Source organism: Streptomyces sp. NPDC058307, from assembly GCF_042880295.1.
Classification (GTDB): Bacteria; Actinomycetota; Actinomycetes; order Streptomycetales; family Streptomycetaceae; genus Streptomyces.
Genome location: NZ_JBHVYZ010000020.1, coordinates 34,736 through 58,690, shown reverse-complemented (window position 1 = coordinate 58,690; position 23,955 = coordinate 34,736). Strand labels below are relative to the sequence as shown.

Annotated in this window: 22 protein-coding genes and 1 pseudogene; 11 read left to right on the top strand and 12 right to left on the bottom strand. The window is 69.8% G+C overall.

From position 1 onward, the window contains the following. The first annotated feature begins 247 nt into the window (after positions 1–247). From pdhA to ACFVYN_RS17040, 3 genes are read left to right on the top strand one after another with little or no spacing between them, the layout of a single operon-like run. Positions 248–1,396, top strand: a complete 1,149-nt coding sequence (gene pdhA, locus ACFVYN_RS17050) for a pyruvate dehydrogenase (acetyl-transferring) E1 component subunit alpha (RefSeq protein ID WP_389998698.1) — start codon at positions 248–250, stop codon at positions 1,394–1,396. A gap of 2 nt (positions 1,397–1,398) precedes the next feature. Then, positions 1,399–2,391, top strand: coding sequence for an alpha-ketoacid dehydrogenase subunit beta (locus tag ACFVYN_RS17045; protein ID WP_389998697.1), 993 nt, complete (start codon positions 1,399–1,401; stop codon positions 2,389–2,391). A 10-nt stretch (positions 2,392–2,401) separates the two neighbouring features. Continuing rightward, positions 2,402–3,931: a dihydrolipoamide acetyltransferase family protein gene (locus ACFVYN_RS17040; RefSeq protein ID WP_389998695.1), complete on the top strand. Its 1,530-nt coding sequence runs from the start codon at positions 2,402–2,404 to the stop codon at positions 3,929–3,931. 69 nt (positions 3,932–4,000) lie between these two features. Here ACFVYN_RS17040 and ACFVYN_RS17035 read toward each other — a convergent pair whose 3' ends face one another. Further along, a complete protein-coding gene (locus ACFVYN_RS17035) occupies positions 4,001–4,837 on the bottom strand; it encodes a D-alanyl-D-alanine carboxypeptidase family protein (protein ID WP_389998823.1) in 837 nt (278 codons plus the stop codon). Positions 4,838–5,117: 280 nt separating this feature from the next. On the opposite strand from ACFVYN_RS17035, the gene ACFVYN_RS17030 reads away from it, so the two are divergent. Both ACFVYN_RS17030 and ACFVYN_RS17025 read left to right on the top strand, forming a co-directional pair. After that, a complete protein-coding gene (locus ACFVYN_RS17030) occupies positions 5,118–5,768 on the top strand; it encodes a GntR family transcriptional regulator (RefSeq protein ID WP_389998693.1) in 651 nt (216 codons plus the stop codon). Next, positions 5,765–7,060, top strand: coding sequence for a nitrate/nitrite transporter (locus tag ACFVYN_RS17025; protein WP_389998691.1), 1,296 nt, complete (start codon positions 5,765–5,767; stop codon positions 7,058–7,060). The genes ACFVYN_RS17030 and ACFVYN_RS17025 overlap by 4 nt, the downstream gene beginning before the upstream one ends. 49 nt (positions 7,061–7,109) lie before the next feature. Here the strand turns inward: ACFVYN_RS17025 and ACFVYN_RS17020 are convergent, their stop codons facing one another. Continuing rightward, entirely contained in the window at positions 7,110–7,934 is an 825-nt protein-coding gene (locus tag ACFVYN_RS17020; RefSeq protein WP_389998688.1) for a maleylpyruvate isomerase family mycothiol-dependent enzyme, read from the bottom strand. Between the two features lie 182 nt (positions 7,935–8,116). Here ACFVYN_RS17020 and ACFVYN_RS17015 point away from each other — a divergent pair, with 182 nt between their 5' ends. Next, positions 8,117–8,890: a carbon-nitrogen family hydrolase gene (locus ACFVYN_RS17015; protein WP_389998685.1), complete on the top strand. Its 774-nt coding sequence runs from the start codon at positions 8,117–8,119 to the stop codon at positions 8,888–8,890. A 58-nt stretch (positions 8,891–8,948) separates the two neighbouring features. Here ACFVYN_RS17015 and ACFVYN_RS17010 read toward each other — a convergent pair whose 3' ends face one another. Together ACFVYN_RS17010 and ACFVYN_RS17005 are read right to left on the bottom strand one after the other, a co-directional pair. Further along, a complete protein-coding gene (locus ACFVYN_RS17010) occupies positions 8,949–9,446 on the bottom strand; it encodes an LURP-one-related/scramblase family protein (protein ID WP_389998682.1) in 498 nt (165 codons plus the stop codon). Beyond that, positions 9,443–10,450, bottom strand: coding sequence for a GlxA family transcriptional regulator (locus tag ACFVYN_RS17005; RefSeq protein WP_389998679.1), 1,008 nt, complete (start codon positions 10,448–10,450; stop codon positions 9,443–9,445). Before ACFVYN_RS17005 ends, ACFVYN_RS17010 begins: the two co-directional genes overlap by 4 nt. A gap of 52 nt (positions 10,451–10,502) precedes the next feature. On the opposite strand from ACFVYN_RS17005, the gene ACFVYN_RS17000 reads away from it, so the two are divergent. Next, complete coding sequence (locus ACFVYN_RS17000; RefSeq protein WP_389998676.1) at positions 10,503–10,895, top strand: cupin domain-containing protein; 393 nt, start codon at positions 10,503–10,505, stop codon at positions 10,893–10,895. A 29-nt stretch (positions 10,896–10,924) separates the two neighbouring features. Then, the gene (locus ACFVYN_RS16995; protein ID WP_389998674.1) at positions 10,925–12,754 is read left to right on the top strand and encodes a thioredoxin-like domain-containing protein; all 1,830 of its coding nucleotides are present in this window, start codon (positions 10,925–10,927) and stop codon (positions 12,752–12,754) included. A 31-nt stretch (positions 12,755–12,785) separates the two neighbouring features. On the opposite strand, the gene ACFVYN_RS16990 is transcribed toward ACFVYN_RS16995, so the two are convergent. The 6 genes from ACFVYN_RS16990 to ACFVYN_RS16965 all read right to left on the bottom strand — a co-directional run bounded on the left by ACFVYN_RS16990 (position 12,786) and on the right by ACFVYN_RS16965 (position 19,354). Next, a complete protein-coding gene (locus ACFVYN_RS16990) occupies positions 12,786–12,944 on the bottom strand; it encodes a hypothetical protein (protein WP_389998671.1) in 159 nt (52 codons plus the stop codon). Positions 12,945–12,989: 45 nt separating this feature from the next. Beyond that, complete coding sequence (locus ACFVYN_RS16985) at positions 12,990–14,030, bottom strand: glycosyltransferase (protein ID WP_389998820.1); 1,041 nt, start codon at positions 14,028–14,030, stop codon at positions 12,990–12,992. 309 nt (positions 14,031–14,339) lie between these two features. Beyond that, positions 14,340–14,579 (bottom strand): DUF6458 family protein, encoded by a 240-nt coding sequence (locus ACFVYN_RS16980; RefSeq protein ID WP_020119420.1) that lies wholly within the window; start codon positions 14,577–14,579, stop codon positions 14,340–14,342. 68 nt (positions 14,580–14,647) lie between these two features. Continuing rightward, complete coding sequence (locus ACFVYN_RS16975) at positions 14,648–15,940, bottom strand: M18 family aminopeptidase (protein ID WP_389998668.1); 1,293 nt, start codon at positions 15,938–15,940, stop codon at positions 14,648–14,650. A 612-nt stretch (positions 15,941–16,552) separates the two neighbouring features. Further along, entirely contained in the window at positions 16,553–18,379 is a 1,827-nt protein-coding gene (locus tag ACFVYN_RS16970) for an acyl-CoA dehydrogenase (protein ID WP_389998666.1), read from the bottom strand. Positions 18,380–18,508: 129 nt separating this feature from the next. Next, entirely contained in the window at positions 18,509–19,354 is an 846-nt protein-coding gene (locus ACFVYN_RS16965; RefSeq protein WP_389998664.1) for an intradiol ring-cleavage dioxygenase, read from the bottom strand. A 121-nt stretch (positions 19,355–19,475) separates the two neighbouring features. Between ACFVYN_RS16965 and ACFVYN_RS16960 the strand changes: the two genes are divergently transcribed. Continuing rightward, positions 19,476–19,952, top strand: coding sequence for an SseB family protein (locus tag ACFVYN_RS16960; RefSeq protein WP_123990455.1), 477 nt, complete (start codon positions 19,476–19,478; stop codon positions 19,950–19,952). 39 nt (positions 19,953–19,991) lie between these two features. Here ACFVYN_RS16960 and ACFVYN_RS16955 read toward each other — a convergent pair whose 3' ends face one another. Further along, positions 19,992–20,723: a TetR/AcrR family transcriptional regulator C-terminal domain-containing protein gene (locus tag ACFVYN_RS16955; RefSeq protein ID WP_389998661.1), complete on the bottom strand. Its 732-nt coding sequence runs from the start codon at positions 20,721–20,723 to the stop codon at positions 19,992–19,994. 149 nt (positions 20,724–20,872) lie between these two features. Here ACFVYN_RS16955 and ACFVYN_RS16950 point away from each other — a divergent pair, with 149 nt between their 5' ends. Together ACFVYN_RS16950 and ACFVYN_RS16945 are read left to right on the top strand one after the other, a co-directional pair. Then, positions 20,873–22,363 (top strand): MFS transporter, encoded by a 1,491-nt coding sequence (locus ACFVYN_RS16950; protein WP_389998658.1) that lies wholly within the window; start codon positions 20,873–20,875, stop codon positions 22,361–22,363. 120 nt (positions 22,364–22,483) lie between these two features. Continuing rightward, positions 22,484–23,455, top strand: coding sequence for a pirin family protein (locus ACFVYN_RS16945; protein ID WP_389998656.1), 972 nt, complete (start codon positions 22,484–22,486; stop codon positions 23,453–23,455). A gap of 111 nt (positions 23,456–23,566) precedes the next feature. Here the strand turns inward: ACFVYN_RS16945 and ACFVYN_RS16940 are convergent. Beyond that, positions 23,567–23,899, bottom strand: a pseudogene (locus ACFVYN_RS16940) (recombinase family protein); the annotation flags it as partial. Positions 23,900–23,955: the final 56 nt, after the last annotated feature.

The window sequence follows — 23,955 nt, the reverse complement described above, 5'->3', positions numbered from 1 at the left end:
GGCTGTGACCAGCACCCCTTCGACCCTTTTCCGATTTACTTGGAAATCCAAGCAAAATCCCAGGTCAAAGGGGGTTTCACAGAAATGTGGAGCACTGGGTAACGTGATTCTTGCAGGGCGCTCGCCGGGGCACCTGTCACGCCTGTTCCGGCCGAGTGGCACCCACCCCGTGCACGGGGGTCGGGAACAGGTGAGCCGCACTGGTACACCCGGCAACCCCGGGGGCCGGACCGACGGAGGAGCACACGTGACCGTGGAGAGCACTGCCGCGCGCAAGCCGCGACGCAGCGCCGGGACGAGGAAGTCCCCGAGCACCAAGCCCGAACTGGTTCAGCTGTTGACGCCCGAGGGCAAGCGCGTCAAGAACGCCGAGTACGACAAGTACGTCGCCGACATCACCCCCGAACAGCTCCGCGGCCTGTACCGCGACATGGTGCTCACCCGTCGCTTCGACGCCGAGGCCACCTCTCTGCAGCGCCAGGGCGAACTGGGCCTGTGGGCCTCGCTGCTCGGCCAGGAGGCCGCCCAGATCGGATCGGGACGAGCCCTGCGCGACGACGACTACGTCTTCCCGACCTACCGCGAGCACGGCGTGGCCTGGTGCCGCGGGGTCGACCCGACCAACCTGCTCGGCATGTTCCGCGGGGTGAACAACGGCGGCTGGGACCCGAACAGCAACAACTTCCACCTCTACACGATCGTCATCGGCTCCCAGACGCTGCACGCCACGGGCTACGCGATGGGCGTCGCCAAGGACGGCGCCGACTCCGCGGTCATCGCGTACTTCGGCGACGGCGCCTCCAGCCAGGGCGACGTGGCCGAATCGTTCACCTTCTCCGCGGTCTACAACGCCCCGGTCGTGTTCTTCTGCCAGAACAACCAGTGGGCCATCTCCGAGCCGACCGAGAAGCAGACCCGCGTCCCGCTCTACCAGCGCGCGCAGGGCTTCGGCTTCCCCGGTGTGCGGGTCGACGGCAACGACGTGCTCGCGTCGCTGGCCGTCACCAAATGGGCGCTGGAGCGGGCCCGCGCGGGTGAGGGGCCGACGCTGGTGGAGGCGTACACCTACCGGATGGGCGCCCACACCACCTCCGACGACCCGAGCAAGTACCGGGCCGACGAGGAGCGCGAGGCGTGGGAGGCCAAGGACCCGATCCTGCGCCTTCGCCGGTTCCTGGAGGCCGCAAACCACGCGGACGAGGGATTCTTCGCGGAACTGGAGACCGAGTCCGAGGCGTTGGGCAGGCGAGTGCGTGAGGCGGTCCGTGCCATGCCGGACCCGGACCGTTTCGCCATCTTCGACCACGCGTACGCGGACGGGCATGCGCTGGTCGATGAGGAGCGGGCCGGTTTCGCCGCCTACCAGGCGTCGTTCGCGGATGGGGAAGGGGCCTGATCATGGCGGAGACGGTGACATTCAAGAACATGGCTCTGGCCAAGGCGATCAACGAGTCGCTGCGGCGGGCCCTGGAGACCGACCCCAAGGTCCTGGTGATGGGAGAGGACGTCGGCAAGCTCGGCGGCGTCTTCCGGGTCACCGACGGTCTGCAGAAGGACTTCGGCGAGGACCGGGTCATCGACACCCCGCTCGCGGAGTCCGGCATCGTCGGCACCGCGATCGGCCTGGCCCTGCGCGGCTACCGGCCGGTGGTGGAGATCCAGTTCGACGGTTTCGTGTTCCCGGCCTACGACCAGATCGTCACCCAGCTGGCGAAGATGCACGCCCGCTCGCTCGGCAAGATCAAGATGCCGGTCGTCGTCCGTATCCCCTACGGCGGCGGCATCGGCGCGGTGGAGCACCACTCGGAGTCCCCGGAGTCACTGTTCGCGCATGTGGCGGGGCTGAAGGTGGTCTCGCCGTCGAACGCGTCGGACGCGTACTGGATGATGCAGCAGGCCATCCACAGCGACGACCCGGTGATCTTCTTCGAGCCCAAGCGGCGCTACTGGGACAAGGGCGAGGTCAACACCGAGGCCATCCCCGACCCGCTGCACAAGGCGCAGGTGGTCCGCGAGGGCACCGATGTCACCCTGGTCGCCTACGGCCCGATGGTGAAGCTCTGCCAGGAGGTCGCGGACGCGGCCGCGGAGGAGGGCAAGTCGCTGGAGGTGCTGGACCTGCGCTCCGTCTCGCCCCTGGACTTCGACACGATCCAGGCCTCGGTGGAGAAGACGCGGCGGCTGGTGGTGGTGCACGAGGCGCCGGTGTTCTTCGGCTCCGGCGCGGAGATCGCCGCCCGGATCACCGAGCGGTGCTTCTACCACCTGGAGGCGCCGGTGCTGCGGGTGGGCGGCTACCACGCCCCCTATCCGCCGGCGCGTCTGGAGGACGAGTACCTGCCGGGCCTGGACCGGGTGCTGGATGCCGTCGACCGCTCGCTGGCGTACTGAGGAGAGGGCCGTGACGACGATGACGGATGCGTCCGTACGTGAGTTCAAGATGCCCGACGTGGGCGAGGGCCTGACCGAGGCGGAGATCCTCAAGTGGTACGTCCAGCCCGGCGACACGGTCACCGACGGGCAGGTGGTGTGTGAGGTGGAGACGGCCAAGGCGGCCGTCGAACTGCCCATCCCCTACGACGGGGTGGTGCGCGACCTGCGCTTCCCCGAGGGCACCACGGTCGACGTGGGCACCGCGATCATCGCCATCGACGTGAGCGGCGGGGCCCCGGCGGCTGCGGAGACGCCGGAGACGCCGGCGGAGGCTCCTGAGGCCGCCGCGGCTCCCACTCCGGCTCCCGCTCCCGCTCCTGCTCCCGAGAAGAAGCCGGAGGGCACGGGCCGTCAGCCCGTCCTGGTCGGCTACGGCGTGGCCGTCTCCTCGACCAAGCGCCGCCCCCGCAAGGGCCCCGAACTGCCGCTGCAGCAGGCCTCGGTGGCGATCCAGACCGAGCTGAACGGCCATGGCCCGGCCCTCGTGGACCCGGCCCCGGCAGCCCCGGCCCCGGCAGCCCCTGCGTCCACCGCGTCGGCCGTCACCGCGTCGGCCGCAGCCGTGCAGTCGCGTCCGCTGGCCAAGCCCCCGGTGCGCAAACTGGCCAAGGACCTGGGCGTCGACCTCAGCACGGTGACTCCGTCCGGCCTGGACGGCATCATCACCCGCGAGGACGTCCACGCGGCGGTCGCCCCGGCCGAGGCGCCCGCCCCGGTCACGCAGGCTCCGCTGACACAGGCCCCGGTGACACACGCCCCGGCCGTCCCGGCGGCGCCCGCCGCCTCGTACGACGCGGGCCGTGAGACCCGTATCCCCGTCAAGGGCGTCCGCAAGGCCACCGCTCAGGCGATGGTCGGCTCCGCGTTCACCGCCCCGCACGTCACCGAGTTCGTGACGGTGGACGTCACCCGCACCCTGAAGCTGGTCGAGGAGCTCAAGCAGGACAAGGACTTCGCGGGCCTGCGCGTGAACCCGCTCCTGCTGATCGCCAAGGCCCTCCTGGTGGCGATCAAGCGGAACCCGGACGTCAACGCGTCTTGGGACGAGGCGAACCAGGAGATCGTCCTCAAGCACTACGTCAACCTGGGCATCGCCGCGGCCACCCCCCGCGGCCTGATCGTCCCGAACATCAAGGACGCCCACGCCAAGGCACTGCCCCAACTCGCCCGGGAGCTCGGCGAGCTGGTGGCCACCGCCAAGGAGGGCCGCACCAGCCCGACCGCCATGCAGGGCGGCACGGTGACCATCACCAACGTCGGCGTCTTCGGCGTCGACACCGGCACCCCGATCCTGCCGCCCGGTGAGTCCGCGATCCTCGCCGTCGGCGCGATCAAGCTCCAGCCCTGGGTCCACAAGGGCAAGGTCAAGCCCCGCCAGGTCACCACCCTGGCCCTCAGTTTCGACCACCGTCTGATCGACGGGGAGCTGGGTTCCAAGGTGCTGGCCGACGTGGCCGCCGTCCTCGAACAGCCCAGGAAGCTCATCACCTGGGCCTGAGGGCCGTACCACCGCACGCGAAGGGGCCTGCCATCCATGGAATGGCAGGCCCCTTGTGCGGTGTGGGTGTCAGCCGACCGTCGCGAAGCCGTAGTTGAGCAGCTTCTTCGCGTCCGTCTCGCGCTGGGGAATCGAGGTGGAGGCGAGGACCGTGCCGATGATGGTCTTGCCGTTGCGGGTGGCCGCGAAGACGAGGCAGTACTTGGCCTCGGGGCCCGAGCCGGTCTTCACGCCGATGGTGCCGCTGTAGCTGCTGAGCAGGCCGTTGGTGTTGGTCCACGGCGTCATCGTGCGGGTGGAGCCCGTCTTGGTGATGGTCTTCGCCGTGTACTTCTTCGTCTTCACGACCGTGCGGAACGTGGCGTTCTTCATCGCGCTGCTGGCGATCTTCGTCAGGTCGCGCGGAGTGGAGTAGTTGTTGCCGTTGCCGATGCCGTCGAAGGAATCGAAGTGCGTGTTCCTCAGGCCGAGCGCCGTGGCGGCCGTGTTCATCTTGCCGACGAACGACTTCACGCGCGCGGCGCGCGTCGAGCCGGTGCCGTAGGTGTCGGCGAGCGCGTACGCGGCGTCGCAGCCCGACGGCAGCATCAGACCGTACAGCAGCTGACGGACGGTGACCTTGTCACCGACGATCAGGTGGGCCTGCGAGGCGTTGTTCGCGACGATGTAGTCGCTGTACGCCTTCTGGATCGTGACCTTCTTGTCCAGGTTCAGGTTCGACTGCGCGAGCACGACCTTCGCGGTCATGATCTTGGTGGTGGAGCCCGTGGAACGCTTGGTGTCCGCCGCCTTGGTGAACAGCGTCTTAGCGTTCGCGTTGTTCATGACGTAGCCGCCCTTGGCCACGATCGAGGGCGCGGTGGCGGCCTGTGCCGGCGCGGCGGCCAGGGCCCCGGTCGCGAGCATGGCACCCGCGGTGATGCTGACCGCGGTGGCTCTGCGGATACGACTGCCCTTGGAACCGGTGATGGCGGTAATCAAGTGAAATACCCCGATTGTGTTGAATGCCCCTGAAACGCGGCCGAGTTGGGGGGAGGAAGAGGGCCGCACGTATGAGATACGTATCTAGCACGAATGGTTGTGAGGTGAAGCGGTCGGGGTTGTCATCTGTGGTGCCCTTGTTACATACGGGTCCGCATTCTGGACGGGACTCATCATGCGTACGTCTTGTATCTAAGCTGTGGGCATGACTCTGGCCGTGAAGCAGCCCCCCGCCGCCGACCGCGTCTACACCCACGTCAAGCAGGGCGTGCTGGACCGCCGCTACGAGGGCGGAAGCCTGCTCACCGAGGGCGAGCTCGCCGAGGCCACCGGAGTGTCGCGCACCCCGGTGCGGGAGGCGCTGCTGCGTCTCGAGGTCGAGGGCCTGATCAAGCTTTACCCGAAAAAGGGGGCGCTGGTCCTGCCCGTCTCCGCGCAGGAGATCGCCGACGTCGTCGAGACCCGGCAGCTCGTCGAGGGACACGCCGCCCGCAAGGCCGTACCCGCGTCCCCGCAGCTCATCGCGCGCCTGGAGGAACTGCTCGCGCGGCAGAAGGAGCAGGCCGCCGCCGGGGATCTGGCCGGTGCCGCCGTCACCGACCGCTGTTTCCACGCCGAGATCGTCCGCAGCGGCGGCAACGAGATCCTCAGCCGGCTCTACGACCAGCTCCGCGACCGCCAGCTCAGGATGGGCGTCGCCGTCATGCACGCCCACCCGGACCGCATCACCAAGACCCTCGTCGAGCACGAGCAGATCCTCCAGGCGCTGCGCTCCGGCGACGCGGAGGCGGTCGTGGGCCTGATCCACGGGCACGTCGAGTGGTTCTCCCACCTCGCCCGGGGTGAGGTGCGATGAGCCGGTCCACTCTTCCGGGTGATCCTCCGGGCGGCCGGCGCGCGATGGCCGTGTGGGGCATCGGCGTCTCCGTCTACTTCGTCGCGGTCATCTTCCGTACGTCCCTCGGGGTCGCCGGCCTCGACGCGGCCGAACGCTTCCATGTCAACGCCTCGGCCCTGTCGACCTTCTCCATCCTCCAGCTCCTGGTCTACGCCGGGATGCAGATACCGGTCGGTCTGCTCGTGGACCGGCTCGGCACCAAGAAGGTGCTGACGCTCGGCGTGGTGCTCTTCACGGCCGGGCAGCTCGGCTTCGCGTTCTCACCGTCGTACGGCACCGCCCTCGCCTCGCGCGCCCTGCTCGGCTGCGGCGACGCGATGACCTTCATCAGCGTGCTGCGGCTGGGCACCCGCTGGTTCCCGGCCCGGCGCGGACCGATGGTCGCGCAGCTCGCCGGGCTCGCCGGCATGGCGGGCAACCTGGTCTCCACGCTGGTCCTGGCCCGGCTGCTGCACGGCGTCGGCTGGACGGCCGCGTTCGCGGGCAGCTCGCTGGCGGGTGTCGTGGTGCTGGTCCTGCTGCTCCTCTTCCTCAAGGACCACCCCGAGGGACAGGAGCCCGAGCCCTTCCCGCACCAGGGAGCGGCCTACGTACGACGCCAGATCGCCGCGTCCTGGCGGGAGCCCGGCACCCGGCTCGGCCTGTGGGTGCACTTCACGACGCAGTTCCCGGCGATGGTGTTCCTGCTGCTGTGGGGCCTGCCGTTCCTCGTCGAGGCGCAGGGGCTGTCCCGCGCGGTGGCGGGCGAACTGCTCACTCTGGTCGTGCTGTCCAACATGGTCGTCGGTCTGGTCTACGGCCAGGTCGTCGCCCGGCACCACGGGGCGCGGCTGCCGCTCGCGCTCGGGACCGTGGGGGCGACGGCGCTGCTGTGGGCGGCCACGCTGGCCTACCCCGGTGAGCGGGCGCCGATGTGGCTGCTGATCGTGCTGTGCGTGGTGCTCGGCTCGTGCGGACCGGCGTCGATGCTCGGCTTCGACTTCGCGCGGCCGGCGAATCCGCCGGAGCGGCAGGGCACCGCGTCCGGGATCACGAACATGGGCGGGTTCGTCGCCTCGATGACGACTCTGTTCGCCGTAGGCGTCCTCTTGGACGCGACCGACGACAACTACACCGTGGCCTTCTCCTCCGTCTTCGTGCTCCAGGCGCTCGGCGTCAGCCAGATCCTGCGGCTGCGCGGACGGGCGGCCCGGCGGGAGCGGGAGCGGCTGGTGGCCAGCCGCGTGGAGACGGTCCACGTGCCCGCCTGAACGGACGTCAGCGCACGCTCACCCCTCTCGGAACGGACCCCGGCACCCGCTACCGCGTCACCGTGAAGTTCCTCAGGATCGCCGACGTCAGTTCCGGGTCGCCCTCCGCCTTCACCCGGTCCGCCACCGCGTCCACGCCCACGCGGCCGCAGGCCAGGCGGACGTAGGTCTCCCAGTCGAGGCTGAGGGCGGCCGCCGGGCCGAGGGCGGGGACGGTCTCCAGGGTGCCGCGGCCCTGGATGTCGACGCGGATGGTGCGCAGGAACTCGATGGGACCGTGGACGTCGAAGACGATCGCCGAACTGCGGGGCGCCTCGGCCTTGACGGCCACCACGTCGGGGAGCGCGGCGAGCAGGACGTCACGGGCGATGTGCGCGCCGGGGGAGTCCAGGTTGCCGGGCCGGCCCAGGGCGGTGCGCAGGTCCTGCTCGTGCACCCAGACGTCGAAGGCGTGCTGGCGCATGGAGTCCTCGAGGGTCAGCTCGGTTCCGAGCGGACCGCGCACCTTCGTGCCGGGGTCGCGGGAGTCGTTCCGCAGCTGGCGGTTGCGGCGGATGATGACGTACTCCAGCTCGGAGGTCATCTCCGGCGCCGTGTGGTGACGGCGGACGTCGACCTGCATCTCCATGTACCGCTGGTGTTCGTTGGTGACGTGGAAGAGGTCGCGGGGCAGGGAGTGGATGGGGCGCGGGTCGCCCAGCATCTCGCAGTCCAGGCCGATGACATGGGACACCACATCCCTCACCGACCAGCCGGGGCAGGGGGTGCGGCGGTTCCACTCTCCCTCCACGAGGGGGTTCACCAGCTCGGATATCGCGTTGATGGAGTCGGTCCAGGCGTCGGCGTAGGGCTGGAGGGTGGGATGCAGACTCACGGAACGGGACCCCTCGGCGGTCGGAACACGGGCTGGTGATGGCGTCGTTGCCAGTGGAGGCGATTGCTGTCGGCGGGTGTCTTGAGACGCTAAGTTACGCTGCTGTGAGGCACCCCGGCAGTGCTTTCGTGTGACGATCGTAGGCCCGTAAGGGACGGCTCGAATGCCAGGACGGTGGTAGTGTGCGCGCCTCTTTGATCCAGATCGCCGTGGACGAGGGCGAATCGGTCGAATCGCGTCGGCGTCGCGTGGCGGCACTGGTACGGGATCAGGCCGGAGCCGACCTCGTCGTGCTGCCGGAACTGTGGACCACCGGGGCGTTCGCCTTCGAGGAGTTCGGGAGCGAGGCCGAGCCCCTGGAAGGGCCGACCCACGAGGTCATGGCGAAGGCTGCGAGCGACGCGGGCGTGTGGCTGCACGCGGGCTCGATCCCCGAGCGGACCCCTGACGGCACCCTCTACAACACCTCCCTCCTCTTCTCACCCTCCGGTGATCTGGCCGCCTCGTACCGCAAGATCCACCGCTTCGGTTTCGACAAGGGCGAGGCCGTGCTGATGGGGCGGGGCGAGGACCTGGTGACGGTCCGTCTGCCGCAGACGACCCTGGGCGTCGCCACCTGTTACGACCTCCGTTTCCCCGAACTCTTCCGCGGTCTCGTCGACGCGGGCGCCGAGACCCTGGTGATCCCGGCGGGCTGGCCGGAGCGCCGCCGGGGGCACTGGACGCTGCTGGCCCGGGCGCGGGCGGTCGAGAACCAGGCGTTCGTGCTCGCTTGTGGAACGGCCGGGACGCACGCCGGAGTTCCGCAGGCCGGTCACTCGATCGTGGTGGATCCGTGGGGCGAGGTCCTCGCGGAGGCGGGCGCCGGTGAGGAGGTCCTCACGGTGGAGTTCGACCCCGGGAGGGTGGCCGTGACCAGGGAGCAGTTCCCGGCCCTGAAGGACCGGGTGCTCTGAGCCGCGGGTCGTCGCGTCAGTCGTCCTCCCTCCGTCGTCCTCCCTCCGTCGTCTTCCCTCAGTCGTCCTCCCGGTCCTTCTCGGCGAGGTGGATCACGCACACCGCCACCGCGATGAGCAGCGCCGGATCCGCGTCGTCCCGGACGATGTCGACGCCGTAGGTCTCGCGGACGTGCAGCCAACGGCGCGAGACCACCGCGAGCAGTTCGCCGTCGTACTCGACGGCGAACTCCCGGTCGAGGATCTTGCCGCTGACGTCGAGTTCGGTACGGCCGTCGGCGAGGGCCACCCGGTAGTGGTTGCGCAGCAGCGACAGGCGTTTCCTCCTGATCGTCGCCAGTGGCTCGCCGTCCCGTTCGATCACCATCGTGTCGCGCAGGGCGAACATCTTCTGGTGGATGTCGATCAGGACCCGCCCCTGGGTGTCCTTCAGCTCGAAGGTGTCCCGGACCCGCATGGCCTTGCCGTCGACGAGGAACACCTTGTTGCCCTGGTCGTCCTCGATCCAGTAGTCGTCACCGAAGCCGAGGAGCCGGTCGCGTACGAGGAATCTCATGCCGTCATGGCTTCCCCGGCGCCCGCTCCGAAACGCCGCCGATAGGCCGACGGGCTGAGTCCCGTCTCGCGGCGCACGCGTGCGCGAAGGTTCGCGGCGGTGCCCAGACCGCTCCGCGCGGCCACCACGTCCAGCCGCTCCTCCCCGCGCTCGATGAGCCGGCACGCCAACGCCACCCTCTCCCCCGTCAGCCACGCCAGGGGAGTCGTCCCGAGCTGGGCCTGGAAGCGGCGGTGCAGGGTGGCGGGGGAGACGGCCGCGCGGGTTGCCAGGTCGGCGACGGTCAGCGGTTCCCCCAGCCGTTCCTGCGCCCACGCGAGCAGCGGGCCCAGCGACTCGTCCCGTACGTCGGGCACGGGCCGCTCCACGAACTGGCGCTGCCCGCCGTCGCGGTGGGCGGCGAAGACGAGCCTGCGGGACACCGCGTTCGCGACCTCGGCGCCATGGTCGCGCCGGACGACGTACAGCCCGAGATCCAGCGCGGCCGCGCTGCCCGCCGCCGTCAGGACGTCACCCTCGTCCACGAACAGCACGTCCGGCTCCAGCCGCACCCGGGGATGCAGCTCGCGGAAGGCGTCGGCCCACATCCAGTGCGTGGTGGCCCGCCGCCCGTCCAGCAGCCCGGCCTCGGCGAGCGCGAAGCTCCCGGTGCACAGGCTGATCACCCGGGCGCCACGCGCGTGCGTGCGGCGGATCGCCTCCCGTACGGCCGCCCCGCGCGGGACGACGTTGTCCGGCCGCCCGGGCACCACGAGGGTGTCGGCGTCGTCCACGGCGTCCAGCCCGGGCACCCCGGTCAGCGTGAAGAAGCCGTGGTTCATCCGCACCTCGGGGGCCGGCGTGCACAGGGTCACCTCGTACAGCGGCCCCGGCCGCCCCAGTTCGGGCCGCGGCAGCCCGAACAGCTCGGTGGCCACGCCCACTTCGAAGGGGTTGGTGCCCTCGTCGACGATCACGGCGACCCGGTGCGGACGCGGGGCCGGTTGAGAGGATCCTTGCGGCATACGCGATTCCTAGCACTCGTCCGCCGCCCCGGCCACCCCGCACGATGACGCCATGGCAACCGAACCCGTCTCCCTGCCCGCCGCCCTGGCCTCCTTCACCGACCGGTGGAGCCCTCGCATCGTCACCGCCGTCAACGACTACGACGTCCGCGTCACGCACGTCGAGGGCGAGCACCTGTGGCACGTGCACGACGACACCGACGAGTTCTTCCTGGTCCTCGACGGCGAACTGCACATCTCCCTGCGCGAGCCGGCCGGCGAGCGCACGGTCGTCCTGCCGAGGCTGTCCGTCTTCACCGTCCCGCGAGGCGTGGAGCACAGGCCATACGCCCCCGTCCCGACCGACATCCTGCTGCTCGAACCGACCGGCACCTCCACGGTCGGCGACCGCCACGACGAGGTCCCGGCCCATGTGGACGTGACGACGGGCCGCGCGCTGAGCTGACTGTCGGTGCCGGGTGGCACCCTTGATCCATGACCGCTTCCGCACCCCGCCGCGCCCGTGTCCGCGCCCCCGAGCTGATCGGCGAGGGCGGCTGGCTGAACACGGGCGACAAGCAGTACACCCTCGCCGACCTGCGGGGTCGCATCGTCATCCTCGACTTCTGGACCTTTTGCTGCATCAACTGCCTGCATGTCCTCGACGAGCTGCGTGAACTGGAGGAGAAGCACTCCGACACCGTCGTGGTGATCGGCGTCCACTCGCCGAAGTTCGTGCACGAGGCCGAGCACGCGGCGGTGGCGGACGCGGTCGAGCGGTACGGCGTCCGGCATCCCGTCCTCGACGACCCCGAGCTCGAGACCTGGAAGCAGTACGCGGTCCGGGCCTGGCCGACGCTCGTCGTGATCGACCCGGAGGGGTATGTGGTCGCGCAGCACGCCGGCGAGGGGCATGTGCACGCGATCGAGCGGCTGGTGACGGAGCTGGAGGCGGAGCACGGCGCGAAGGGCACCCTGCGGCGCGGCGAGGGGCCGTACGTGGCACCCGAGCCCGAGCCGACCACCCTGCGCTTCCCGGGCAAGGCGCTCCTGCTGCCGTCCGGGCACCTCCTGGTCAGCGACACCACCCGGCACCAGCTGGTGGAGTTCGCCGCGGACGGCGAGAGCGTCGTACGACGGATCGGATCCGGCGCGCGCGGCTTCACCGACGGTACGGCGGAGACGGCCGGGTTCAGCGAACCGCAGGGGCTCGCCCTCCTGGACGACGGCTCCGTGGTCGTCGCCGACACCGTCAACCACGCCCTGCGCCGCCTCGACCTCGGCACCGGCGAGGTCACCACCCTGGCCGGCACCGGGCGTCAGTGGTGGCGGGGCTCCCCCACCGCCGGCCCCGCGCGCGAGACCGACCTGTCCTCCCCGTGGGACGTGGCCGTGTGGAACGGCCTGGTGTGGATCGCGATGGCGGGCGTCCACCAGCTGTGGGCGTACGACCCGGGCGACGAGACCGTCGCGGCCGTCGCCGGCACCACCAACGAGGGCCTGGTCGACGGGCCCGGCGCCGAGGCCTGGTTCGCCCAGCCCTCCGGCCTCGCCGTGTCACCGGACGGCACGCGCCTGTGGCTCGCCGACTCCGAGACCTCCGCCCTGCGCCGGGTCGACCTCGACGGGACCGTCCACACCGCCGTCGGCACCGGCCTCTTCGACTTCGGGCACCGCGACGGAGCCGCCGGACAGGCCCTGCTCCAGCACCCCTTGGGTGTCACCGCGCTGCCCGACGGCTCGGTCGCGGTCAGCGACACCTACAACCACGCCCTGCGCCGCTACGACCCCGAGACCGGCGAGGTCACCACCCTCGCCACGGATCTGCGGGAGCCGAGCGACGCGGTCGTCGTGGGCGGGGACATCGTGGTCGTGGAGTCCGCCCGGCACCGCGTGACCCGTCTGCGCCTGCCCGAAGAGGCGGTACGGGTGGAGCCGGTGACCCACCGCACCCGGCGCGCGGCCACCGAAGTGGCTCCGGGCAGGCTCCGGTTGGGCGTGGTCTTCCAGGCCCCGGCGGGCCAGAAGCTCGACACGCGGTACGGCCCGTCGACCCGCCTCCTGGTCTCCGCCACCCCGCCCGAGCTGCTCAAAGACGGCGAGGGCGCGGGAACGGACCTCTCCCGCACCCTCGACCTGAACCCCGCGATCGAGCAGGGCGTGCTGCACATCTCGGCCACGGCCGCGTCCTGCGACGACGACCCGGCCAACGCGTACCCGGCCTGTCACGTCCACCAGCAGGACTGGGGAGTCCCGGTCCGCCTGACGCCGGCAGGCACGGACCGGCTTGCGCTGATCCTCGCCGGCATGGACGAAGGCCCTTAGGCGTACGACGTCTTGGGGCTTGGGGCCGCCGTCACCGCCTGCGCGGAACCAGCTTGACCACCGCGACCCCCGCCGCCACCAACGTCGTCGCGGCCACCACCATCGCCATGCTGTTCAGCCACAGCCCGGTCGCGGCCAGCGTGGCGCCTCCGGCGCCGGTCGTGCCGGCACCGATCACTCTTCCGTACATGCGCTGTTCTCCTATGAGGGGTACGAATCCGGGGAGATCCGAGGGTTACGTCGCCACCCACTTCTCCTCGCTGCGGCGCAACAGGCCCCACAGCGAGGTGAAGTAGACGGCGTGCTGGAAAAGGTCGTAGAGCATCTCCGGCACCATGAGCGCCGCCACCACCACGGCACGTGGCCCCGCCCTGCGCACGGAGACCGTCTTCTCGACCACGAAGACGAGCCCGATCGCGGTCCAGAAGGGCGAGAAGCCGGGCCAGCCGTACAGCGTGGTGCAGGTGACCATGTAGGTCAGGTAGACCAGGAAGGACAGCGCGCCGAAGCCCATGAGGAACTGCTGCATGAAGTAGCGGGCGGTGACGCGGGTCCAGCCGTAGTCGCGCAGGTTCTCCAGGGCGCCGCGCTGCCACCGCAGCCGTTGGTGCCACAGCTTGCCCAGGGTGGGCATGACCTCGGTGGTGACCGCGCAGCCGGCCGGGGACATGGCCCGGTAGCCGAGGGTCTTGACCGCCTTGGTCATCTCGTCGTCCTCGGTGAGCGAGGCGAGGCTGTAGTAGGCGTGGCCGCCGCCGAGCAGTCCGTCGCGGCGTGCGGCGCGCACCTCGCGCAGGACGCGGGCGCGGAACATGGTGCCGGTGCCGGTGAGCACCTGCGCCTTGCCGCCGGTGCGTTCCAGTTCCCAGGCGTAGCGGTGGAACTCCATGCGCTGGAGGAGTCCGAGCAGACCGCCGCCGTCCTCGCCGTAGAAGACGCCGCCGACGGCGCCGACCTTGCGGTTGAAGGTGCCGATGGCCGTCTCGTTGAACCAGGGGCTCAGCACGGTGTCGGCGTCCTGCACCAGCAGGAGGTCGCGCTCCTCGAGATGGGGCAGTACCCAGGCGATGGCCTGGTTGAGGGCGCCGGCCTTCTTGTGCGTGTTGCCCTGGGTGGCGAAGACCTGGGCGCCGTGCGCGACGGCGATCTCGGCGGTGGCGTCGGTGCAGTTGTCGGCGACGACGACGATCAGGTCGGGGCGCCGGGTCTGCCGCCACAGGCCCTGGATCGCCTCGGCGATGCGGTCCTGTTCGTTGTGGGCCGGTATCAGCGCCACCAGGCGCGTCGGGCCGTCGAGTTCGTCGGGGGCGGCGTGGGCGCGGCGGGCGGCGTGCCGGTGGGGGCGCGGCGGTCCCGGAGCGGGCGCCACGCGTGTCGTCGTGGAGTGGAGCACGGGGAGCCCCCGGGGGTGCTGGTGGTTCACGCCCGGTACTGCAGACCCCCCGGGCTCTCAAGGATCCCGAGTCTTCACTCTTTTCACACAAGTAGACAAGTCAATACCGATCACGAATTGCTCACGGTTGCCTATGAATCCGACTTGTCTGCCGTGTCCGTTACACGCCGTATCTGTCGGACGCCGTATCCGTCAGACGCCGTATCCGTCGGAGTAGCCGTCCCGGCGCTCCTCGACGACCGTCGACGTGGTGGGCGGTACCACCACGCGCCGCCGCCGGGCGATGCTGCTGAATGTCGTCACGCCGATCAGTCCCACGATCATCAGGATCACACCGACCAGGTCGAGGTTGACCCCCTGCATGTGCCAGTCGGTGGCGAACGTGAGGATTGCTCCCACGGCGATGAGGATGATGCACCCGCCGAGGCCCATGAGTGTCGCCTCCCTGTCCGGTCCGGTCGTTCCGGTCCGGACTTCCGGGTACCCCCACTTCCCTCGAACTACCCCTCCAGAAACGCCACCAGAGCGTTCGCCAGCAGATGCGGGTCGTCCGCGCCGCACAACTCCCGGACGCTGTGCATCGACAGGATCGCCACACCGATGTCGACGGTCTTGATGCCGTGCCGGGCCGCGGTGATCGGGCCGATCGTCGTGCCGCAGGGCATGGAGTTGTTGGAGACGAAGGACTGGAAGGGCACGCCGGCCCGCTCGCACGCGGCGGCCCACACGGCCCGGCCCGAACCGTCCGTGGCGTAGCGGTTGTTGACGTTGACCTTGAGGATCGGGCCGCCGTTGACGCGCGGGTGGTGCGTCGGGTCGTGCCGCTCCGCGTAGTTGGGGTGCACGGCGTGCCCGGTGTCGGAGGACAGACAGACCGTCCCCGCGAAGGCCCGCGCCCGGTCCTCGTAGGACCCGCCGCGTGCGAACACCGAGCGCTCCAGGATCCCGCCGAGCAGCGGCCCGTCCGCGCCGGTGTCCGACTGCGAACCGTTCTCCTCGTGGTCGAAGGCGGCGAGGACGGGGATGTAGGGCAGATCACCGGAGGTGACCGCGGTCAGGGCGGCCACGCCCGCGTGCACGGACAGCAGGTTGTCCATCCGCGGCCCGGCCAGCAGCTCCTTGTCCCGGCCCAGGTAGGCGGGCGTCTCCACCGAGTGCGTCATCAGGTCCCAGCCGGTCACCTCGCCCGCGCCGAGCCCCAGTTCCTCCTCCAGGAAGGCGATCAGGTCGCCGTCGCGCACGTCGTCGCCGAGACCCCAGATAGGCTGCAGATGCCGCTGCTTGTCGAGCTTGAGGCCGTCCGACGACACCGCGCGGTCCAGGTGGATGGCGAGCTGGGGCACCCTCAGCAGCGGCCGGTCCACGTTCACCAGCCGCGTCGAACCGTCCCGCAGCGTCAGCCGGCCGGCCAGCCCCAGGTCACGGTCCAGCCAGGAGTTCATCAGGGGACCGCCGTAGATCTCCACGGCGACCTGGCGCCAGCCGTGCGCCCCGCTGTCCGGCAGCGGCTTGACCCGCAGGTTCGGGGAGTCGGTGTGCGCGCCGACGATCCGGTACGGCGTGTGGGGCGCCGCCTCCTCCGGGACGTACCAGGCGATGATCGCGCCGCCGCGCAGTACGTACTTGCCGCCGCTCGAGCCGTCCCAGGCGTCCGTCTCCGAGACCTGGCGGAAGCCGGCCTTCTCCAGCCGCTCGGCGGTGTTCGCCACCGCGTGGTACGGCGTGGGGCTCGCCGCCAGGAAGGACATCAGGTCGTCGGTGTGGCCGCGGTCGAAGCGGTGGGGTGCGCTCATGGCAGCCACCCTAAGGTGCCGTGCAGCCGTGTCGAGCCGCGGTTCCGTCAAGGAACGCGGTGCCGCCGAGGTCGACTTGATCGGAAAGCGGCGGCCGGGCGGCGTATGCCGTTTCGCGGACCGGACCCCCGCCCGGGCGCCCCGGTGCCGCCCCGGGCCCCTTCGCGGTGGTCCCGGGGCCGCGGCGGCGGAGCGGCGCCGGAGGCGCAGTGCCTCCGCCGGCTGGATGCGGGCGGCGCGCCAGGCCAGGTGCAGGCCCGCCGGGAGGCCCGGGAGGCCCGTGACCAGGCCGACGGCCGGAGCGGCGGCGAGGGTGACCGGGTGGACGACCGGCGTCCGGTCCCGGACCGATCTTGTGCCCGCCGTGACAGCCGGAGCAGAAGAGGACGGACGGGTGCTGATCCAGCAGAAGAGGAGGACGGGCGCTCATCCGGGCCGCCCGGTACCCGGTCCCGGTCGCGGTCACGACCACGCGCGTGCCGTCGGGGCGCAGTACGTCGGCGGTGAGTGCGGCGCCGGAACCGCTGCCGCGTTTTCGGGTACGAAAACGGCGGCGGCCCGCTCCCCAGCAGGGGAACGGGCCGCCGCCACGCGGGCCGGAGGCCGGTCGGATCAGAACGCGGCCTCGTCCAGCTCCATCAGGTCCAGCTCGACGCCCTCGGCGACCTTGCGGGCCAGGGTCACACCGGGCAGGACGTTGGCCGCGAAGAACTTCGCCGCCGCGATCTTGCCGGTGTAGAAGGGCTTGTCCTTGGCGGAGGCCGTCTCCAGCTTCTCGGCGGCGATCGCCGCACCCTTGAGGAGCAGGTAGCCGACGACGACGTCACCGGAGGCCATCAGCAGGCGGGTGGTGTTGAGGCCCACCTTGTAGATGTTCTTGACGTCCTGCTCGGTGGCCGCGAGGTCGGTCAGCATCAGACCGACGATCGCCTCCAGCTCGACGGCCGCCTTGGCCAGGTGCTCACGGGCACCCGCGAGGTCCTCGCCGCCGGTGCCGAGCGCCAGGAACTTCTTGATGTCCTCGGCGAGGGAGTTCAGGGCCGCGCCCTGGTTGCGGACGATCTTCCGGAAGAAGAAGTCCTGGCCCTGGATCGCGGTGGTGCCCTCGTACAGGGTGTCGATCTTCGCGTCCCGGATGTACTGCTCGATCGGGTACTCCTGCAGGAAGCCGGAGCCGCCGAAGGTCTGCAGCGACTGGGCGAGCTGCTCGTAGCCCTTCTCGGAGCCGTAGCCCTTGACGATCGGCAGGAGCAGGTCGTTCAGCGCGTGCTCGGTCTTCGTGTCCTCGCCCGCGGCCTCCTTGACGGCGATCGCGTCCTGGATCGAGGCGGTGTAGAGGACCAGCGCGCGCATGCCCTCGGCGTACGCCTTCTGCGTGATCAGCGCGCGGCGCACGTCGGGGTGGTGGGTGATGGTGACCTTGGGCGCGGTCTTGTCCATGAAGTTCGCGAGGTCGGGGCCCTGGACGCGCTCCTTGGCGTACTCCAGGGCGTTCAGGTAGCCCGTCGACAGCGTGGAGATCGCCTTCGTGCCGACCATCATCCGCGCGAACTCGATGATCCGGAACATCTGACGGATGCCGTCGTGCTTGTCGCCGATCAGCCAGCCCTTGGCGGGGTGCCGGTCGCCGAAGGTCATCTCGCAGGTGTTGGACGCCTTCAGGCCCATCTTGTGCTCGACGTTCGTCGCGTACACGCCGTTGCGCTCGCCCAGCTCGCCGGTCTCGAAGTCGAACAGGTACTTCGGGACGAGGAAGAGGGACAGCCCCTTCGTGCCGGGACCGGCACCTTCCGGTCGCGCGAGCACGTAGTGAAGGATGTTCTCCTCCATGTCGTGCTCACCGGAGGTGATGAAGCGCTTGACGCCCTCGATGTGCCAGGAGCCGTCCTCCTGCTGGACCGCCTTGGTGCGCCCGGCGCCGACGTCGGAGCCCGCGTCGGGCTCGGTCAGCACCATGGTCGAACCCCAGGTCCGCTCCACGGCGATCTGGGCGATCTTCTTCTGGACCTCGTTGCCCTCGTCGAAGAGGATCCCGGCGAACGCCGGGCCGGAGGAGTACATCCACACGGCCGGGTTCGCGCCGAGGATCAGCTCGGCGTACGACCAGATCAGGGACGGCGGAGCCGTCGTGCCGCCGATCTCCTCGGGCAGACCCAGCCGCCAGTACTCGGAGTCCATGAAGGCCTTGTAGCTCTTCTTGAAGGACGCCGGAACCGGCGCGGTGTTCGTCTCGGGGTCGAAGACCGGCGGGTTGCGGTCGGCGTCCGCGAAGGACTCCGCCAGCTCGTTCTCCGAGAGACGGGTCAGCTCCTCCAGGATGCTCTTCGCGGTCTCGACGTCCATCTCGGCGAAGGGCCCGGTGCCGTACAGCTTGTCGCGCCCGAGTACTTCGAAGAGGTTGAACTCGATGTCGCGCAGATTCGACTTGTAGTGCCCCATGGCGACGGCTCCGTAAAGAGTTCGGCGAGGCACGTGGTTCCTCGCGCTAGTACACATACCAACAAGTAGCTCCGATGATGCTACCCGTCGGTAATAAGTCGCAACCCCGACCCGGCCATCTGTGACGGTTCACACCGCGATGGTCAGCGTGGCTCTGTACCCCTTCTCCACGCTCCCCTCGACCGCCGCGAGCTGCTGGTCGTGACCGTCCCGGAAGACGCTGTCCGACTCCAGCGAGAGCCGGCCCAGGTTGTCCACGCTGCTCTCGTAGCCCTCGGTGGCGTACACCGTCTCGCAGACGTCCTTCGGGAGCGCGAGCTGCGAGGTGCTCGTGATCGCGGTGGCGCTCGTCGCGTCCCGGAGGCTGCCGTAGACCTCGAAGTGGATGTGCGGCCAGCGGCCGGTGTAGCAGCCCGGGAAGACACTGGTGAACGTCACCCGTCCCCTCTCGTCGGTCTCCTGGACCCCGCGCAGATAGTTCTCGTCGGTGACGCCCTCGGTGTAGAGGGAGTAGCCGCCCTCCCGGTCGCAGTGCCAGACATAGACGGCGGCGTCCTTCCTCGGGGTCCCGCAGCCGGAGGCGGCGTCCACGACGGTGAGCGTGAAGGTCAGGGGTACGCCCTCGGCGGTGCCGCCCGCGGAGTCGCCGAAGCTGCTGGTGATGTCGCTGCGGACGACCCCTGTCTCCTTCAGCACGTTCACGCCGTTCGAGCCGTCACCGGGGTAGGGGCCCGCGGTCTCCTCGGGAACGGTGGCGCAGTCCCCGGTCGAGGAAGAGGTGCCCTCGGCGGAAGATGAGGCGCCCTCGGCGGAAGACGGGGTGTCCTCGGAGGTGCAGCCCGCCAGGGCCACCAGCCCGGCCCCCGCCCCCGCTCCCGCCAGCAGCCGGATCATCCGTCGGCGGGCGAGCACCGGAAGGTCGTGGGAGAGCCCTCTGTCGTGCTCGTGGAACTCGTCGTCGTCATGTCTGCGCATGAACCGACGCTACGAGTGCCGACCGCCTCCGACCCAGGGCCGGCGGCTGTCGGGTCGCTGTCGGTTTTCCGGGTGCCGGTAGCCGCCCACGGGCCCTTCCCCCCTCGGTACTCTTACGCCCATGTACGGCTACGACCAGAACGCTGGTGCCCAGCAGCAGTACGGCGTCCCCCCGCAGCAGCCCATGGCCGGCGGTGTGGGCGGGTACGGCCAGCAGCCGCCGCTGTACCCCGAGCCGTCCCCGCCCTCGCTCGCGGACGCGGTGCGTGCCTTCACCACCGGGCAGTTGGCGGCCGAGGACTTCCAGCAGGTCTTCGCCACGTCCAAGGTCTACTGCCCGCGCGGCGACAACCCGGGGTTCCTCGCCCTGCACAACACCCAGCAGCCGGTGATCCCCATGTTCACCACGCTCAAGGAACTGCGGCGGTACGCGGGCAAGGAGTCCAAGTACTTCGTCATCACCGGCGCCGAGGTCCTCGACCTGCTGCCCACGGGCTACGGCTTCGTCCTCGACATGGAGGGGGAGCACCGGATCGTCTTCGACGCGAAGGCCGTGGAGCAGATGGTCGAGTTCGCGATGCGCAGGATGTACGGGTAGCGCGCCCACGGTGTTCCCACGCTCACGGTGTTCCCACGCTCACGGGGTTCCGAGGCGTAGTGACAGGCCGTCCAGGACGATGTCCAGGGCGGCCTCGAATTTCGCCTCCCGCAGTGCCGCCGGATCCGTCGTGGCCGCCTCCTCCGTCTCGGCGTAACCCTGGGCCAGATGACTGTGCGGGGCCGTGGCCTGCTGCACCGCGGGGAGAAGGCGGGCGATGAGGCCCGACTCCGAGTCCCCGGAGCGGGTGACCGTGGTCAGCCAGGCCGCCTCCGTGGTGCTCATGCCGATCACGTACGACAGCACCGCGTCGATCGCCGTGCCGGGATCCGGGAACCCCGCGGCCGTGAACAGGGCCGCCAGCCGCTCCGAGTAGGACATGAGGTTGGGGCCCAGATAGGCGAGGCCCGCCTGGCCCAGGACCGGGGGCAGCCACGGGTGCCGCAGGGCCGTCGCACGGAAGGAGCGGGCCGCCTCCGTGACGGCCGCACGCCAGTCGGGGCCGTCCGCCGACGGGACGTGGATCTCCGCGGCGACCTCGTCCACCGCCAGCTCCATCAGCTCGTCCTTGGTGGCCACGTGCCGGTAGAGCGAGGCCGCGCCCGCGTTCAGCCGGGTGGCGAGCTTGCGCATGCTCAGCGCCTCGACGCCCTCCGCGTCCAGCATGACGATCGCCTCGCGCACGATCGAGGCACGGCTGAGCGCCGGCTGGTCGGGCTCGCGCTGGGGGCGGGCCCAGACGGAGGGAATGGGCGTCGGCTTCGTCGTCATCGGTAACTCCTGCTCCTGCGGCCCCGACCTGCTGCGTACGTCGTTCGCGTCAAGCGTACAAGAATCCATGCTTGCGTACGGCGTTCCGTTCTGCGTACAGTGTTCGCAACGAGGGAACGGTGTTACGCCGAAATCGGAGAGGAATCGTCATGGACGCCTTGGAAGCCCGCAATCCACGCCGTTGGTGGATCCTGGTCGTGCTCTGCCTGAGCAGCTTGGTGCTCGTCGTCGACAGCATGGCGCTGACCGTCGCGGTACCGGTCATGACCGAGGACATCGGAGCGAGCGCCCAGGACACCCAGTGGATCCTGGACTCCTACATCCTGGTCTTCGCCGGCCTGCTGCTCACCTCGGGCAGCCTGGGTGACCGGTTCGGCCGCCGCAAGGTGATGCTGATCGGGCTCCTGCTCTTCGGCGCCGCCTCACTGGCCGCGATCTGGTGCACCACCCCCGGCGAGGTGATAGCGGTCCGCGTCGCCATGGGCGTCGGCGGCGCGCTGATCATGCCGTCCACCCTCTCGATCCTCATCACCGTCTTCGACGAGGACGAGCGCGGCAGGGCGATGGCGGCCTGGAGTTCGGTGGCGATGCTCGGCCTGGTCGGCAGCCCGGTGCTCGGCGGTGTCCTGATCGAGCACTTCTCCTGGCAGTCGATCTTCCTCCTCAACGTGCCGGTCGTGGCCCTCGCGATCATCGCCGGTCTGACGCTGATGCCGGAGTCGAAGGCGCCCTGGCAGAAGGCCGACTCACTGGGCGCGGTGCTGTCGGCGGCCGGGATGACCGCCCTCGTCTGGTGGATCATCGAACTCCCGCAGCACGGCGTGTGGACGGCCGCCCTGCCCGTGGCCCTCGTGTCCCTGACCGGCTTCGTCCTCTGGGAGAACGTCACGAAGTCCCCCATGGTCCCGCTCGCCCTCTTCAAGCACCGCAACTTCAGCGGCGGTTCGCTCTCGCTGGCCCTGGTCCAGACGGGCAACGGAGGTCTGCTCCTGGTGCTCACCCAGTACCTCCAGTTCGTGCTCGGCTACTCACCGGTCAAGGCGGGCCTGGCCTTCCTGCCGCTGGCGCTCACGGCCCTGCTGGGCAACGCGGTGGGGGTCAAGCTCGCCGCGAAGTACGGCAACCGGTGGGTGATCCTCGTGGGCATGCTGGTGATGGCGGCCTGCTTCTGCCTGCTGACCACGGTCTCGGCGGAATCCGGCTTCACCGTCCCGGCCGTCGCGCTCGGCCTGCTCGGGCTGGGTGCGGGCCTGGCGATGCCGGCCGCGGTGGCGGCGCTGATGGGCACCATCCCCGAGGACAAGGCGGGCGTCGGCTCGGCTCTGAACGACACCGTCCAGCAGGCCGGCACCGCACTGGGCATCGCGATCCTGGGTTCGCTCCTGTCGAGCGGCTTCGCGGCCCGGATGCCCGAGGGGACGCCGGAGCAGGCGCGGCACTCGATAGCCGGAGCGGTCGCTCTGAAGGACCCGGGGTTGGCGGCGGCGGCCCGCGAGGCCTTCACGGCCTCCATGTCGACGACCTTCACGATCAGCGCGATCGGTGTCCTGGCGGCGGCGCTGCTGGCGACGCTGGTGATGCGGGAGGACCGGCCGGCTCCGGAGAAGATCGCCGATCGGGAACCGGAGCTCGCCGCCTGAGCTCTTCAGGGGGTGCGACGTCTCGGAGAAGCCTGGAGGGAATGCCTTCCGGGCTTCTGCCGTTACAGGTGGCAGAAAGTTCAACGCTCAACTAAACTCGAACCACAAGGAGGTACCGACATGCCTGCAGTGACTGTCGACAACCCGCTGACCCTGCCGCGCGTGGCCGCGACGGCGGACGCGGTGGCCCGTCCCGTCCTCGGCGTGACGACCGCGCCGAGTGGCTTCGAGGGCGAGGGATTCCCAGTGCGCCGGGCGTTCGCGGGGATCCATTACCGGCACCTGGATCCGTTCATCATGATGGATCAGATGGGTGAGGTGGATTACGGTGCGAACGAACCGAAGGGGACCCCGTGGCACCCTCACCGCGGGTTCGAGACCGTCACGTACATCATTGACGGCACCTTCATCCACCAGGACTCCAACGGTGGCGGAGGCACCATCACCAACGGCGACACTCAGTGGATGACCGCCGGCTCGGGCCTGCTGCACATCGAGACTCCGCCCGAGTCACTGGTGAAGTCCGGCGGCCTTTTCCACGGTCTGCAGCTCTGGGTGAACCTGCCCGCCAAGGACAAGATGAAGGACCCGCGCTACCAGGACATCCGCGGCGGCCAGGTACAGCTGCTGACCTCGCCGGACGGCGGTTCGCTGCTCCGTGTCATCGCCGGTGGGCTGGACGGTCACCAGGGCCCGGGTATCACGCACACGCCGATCACGATGATCCACGCGACACTTGCGCCGGGCGCGGAGATCACGCTGCCGTGGAGTGAGGAGTACAACGCTCTCGCGTATGTCCTGGCAGGGCGCGGCAGCGTCGGTGCCGAGCGCCGCCCGATCCACCTGGGCCAGACCGCCGTCTTCGGCTCCGGTTCCTCTCTCACCGTCCGGGCGGACGAGCAGCAGGACTCCAACGCGCCGGACCTGGAGGTCGTCCTCCTGGGCGGACGGCCGATCCGTGAACCGATGGTGCACTATGGTCCGTTCGTGATGAACACCCGTGACGAGCTGCAGCAGGCGTTCGACGACTTCCAGAAGGGCAGGCTGGGGACGATCCCGGCGGTGCACGGGATGTCCGAGGGCGGGCTGTAGGTTCTTGGCAGATCGTCGGTCGGCCCGGAGGCCAGGCCGACGATCTCCTGTTACCGTCCGTTGCTCAGTCAGGGCGAGAGGGTTGTCTGCGTGGAACTCGCGGTGTTCGCCCACGCTGATGATGCGAACGTGGTTCGTGAGGAGTGGGCGTAGTTCGTCGAACGTGTGCAGGGCGCTCTTTCGGCTGAGCCGGGACATGTAATGCACCATGATCACGTTGATGCGTCCGGCTCGGGCGTCGCGCAGTAGTCGTTCGTAGGCAGGGCGTTCCACCTTCTTGAATGCGCTGATCCCCAGGTCCTCGTAGACCGCGACGTGGGCCGGTTCAATCGCCCATCGCGCCATGGCCTGCAGGAATTCTTCGCGTTGCGCGGCCGTGCTGGCCTCGCAGCCGGTGGTACGGCGTTCGGACTGGCGTAGGTACACCCCTACGTGCTGCGCCATGCCGGTAACTACTTGCGGCCTGCCTGCGAGAGTGCGCAGAGCAGGACTAGAGTCGT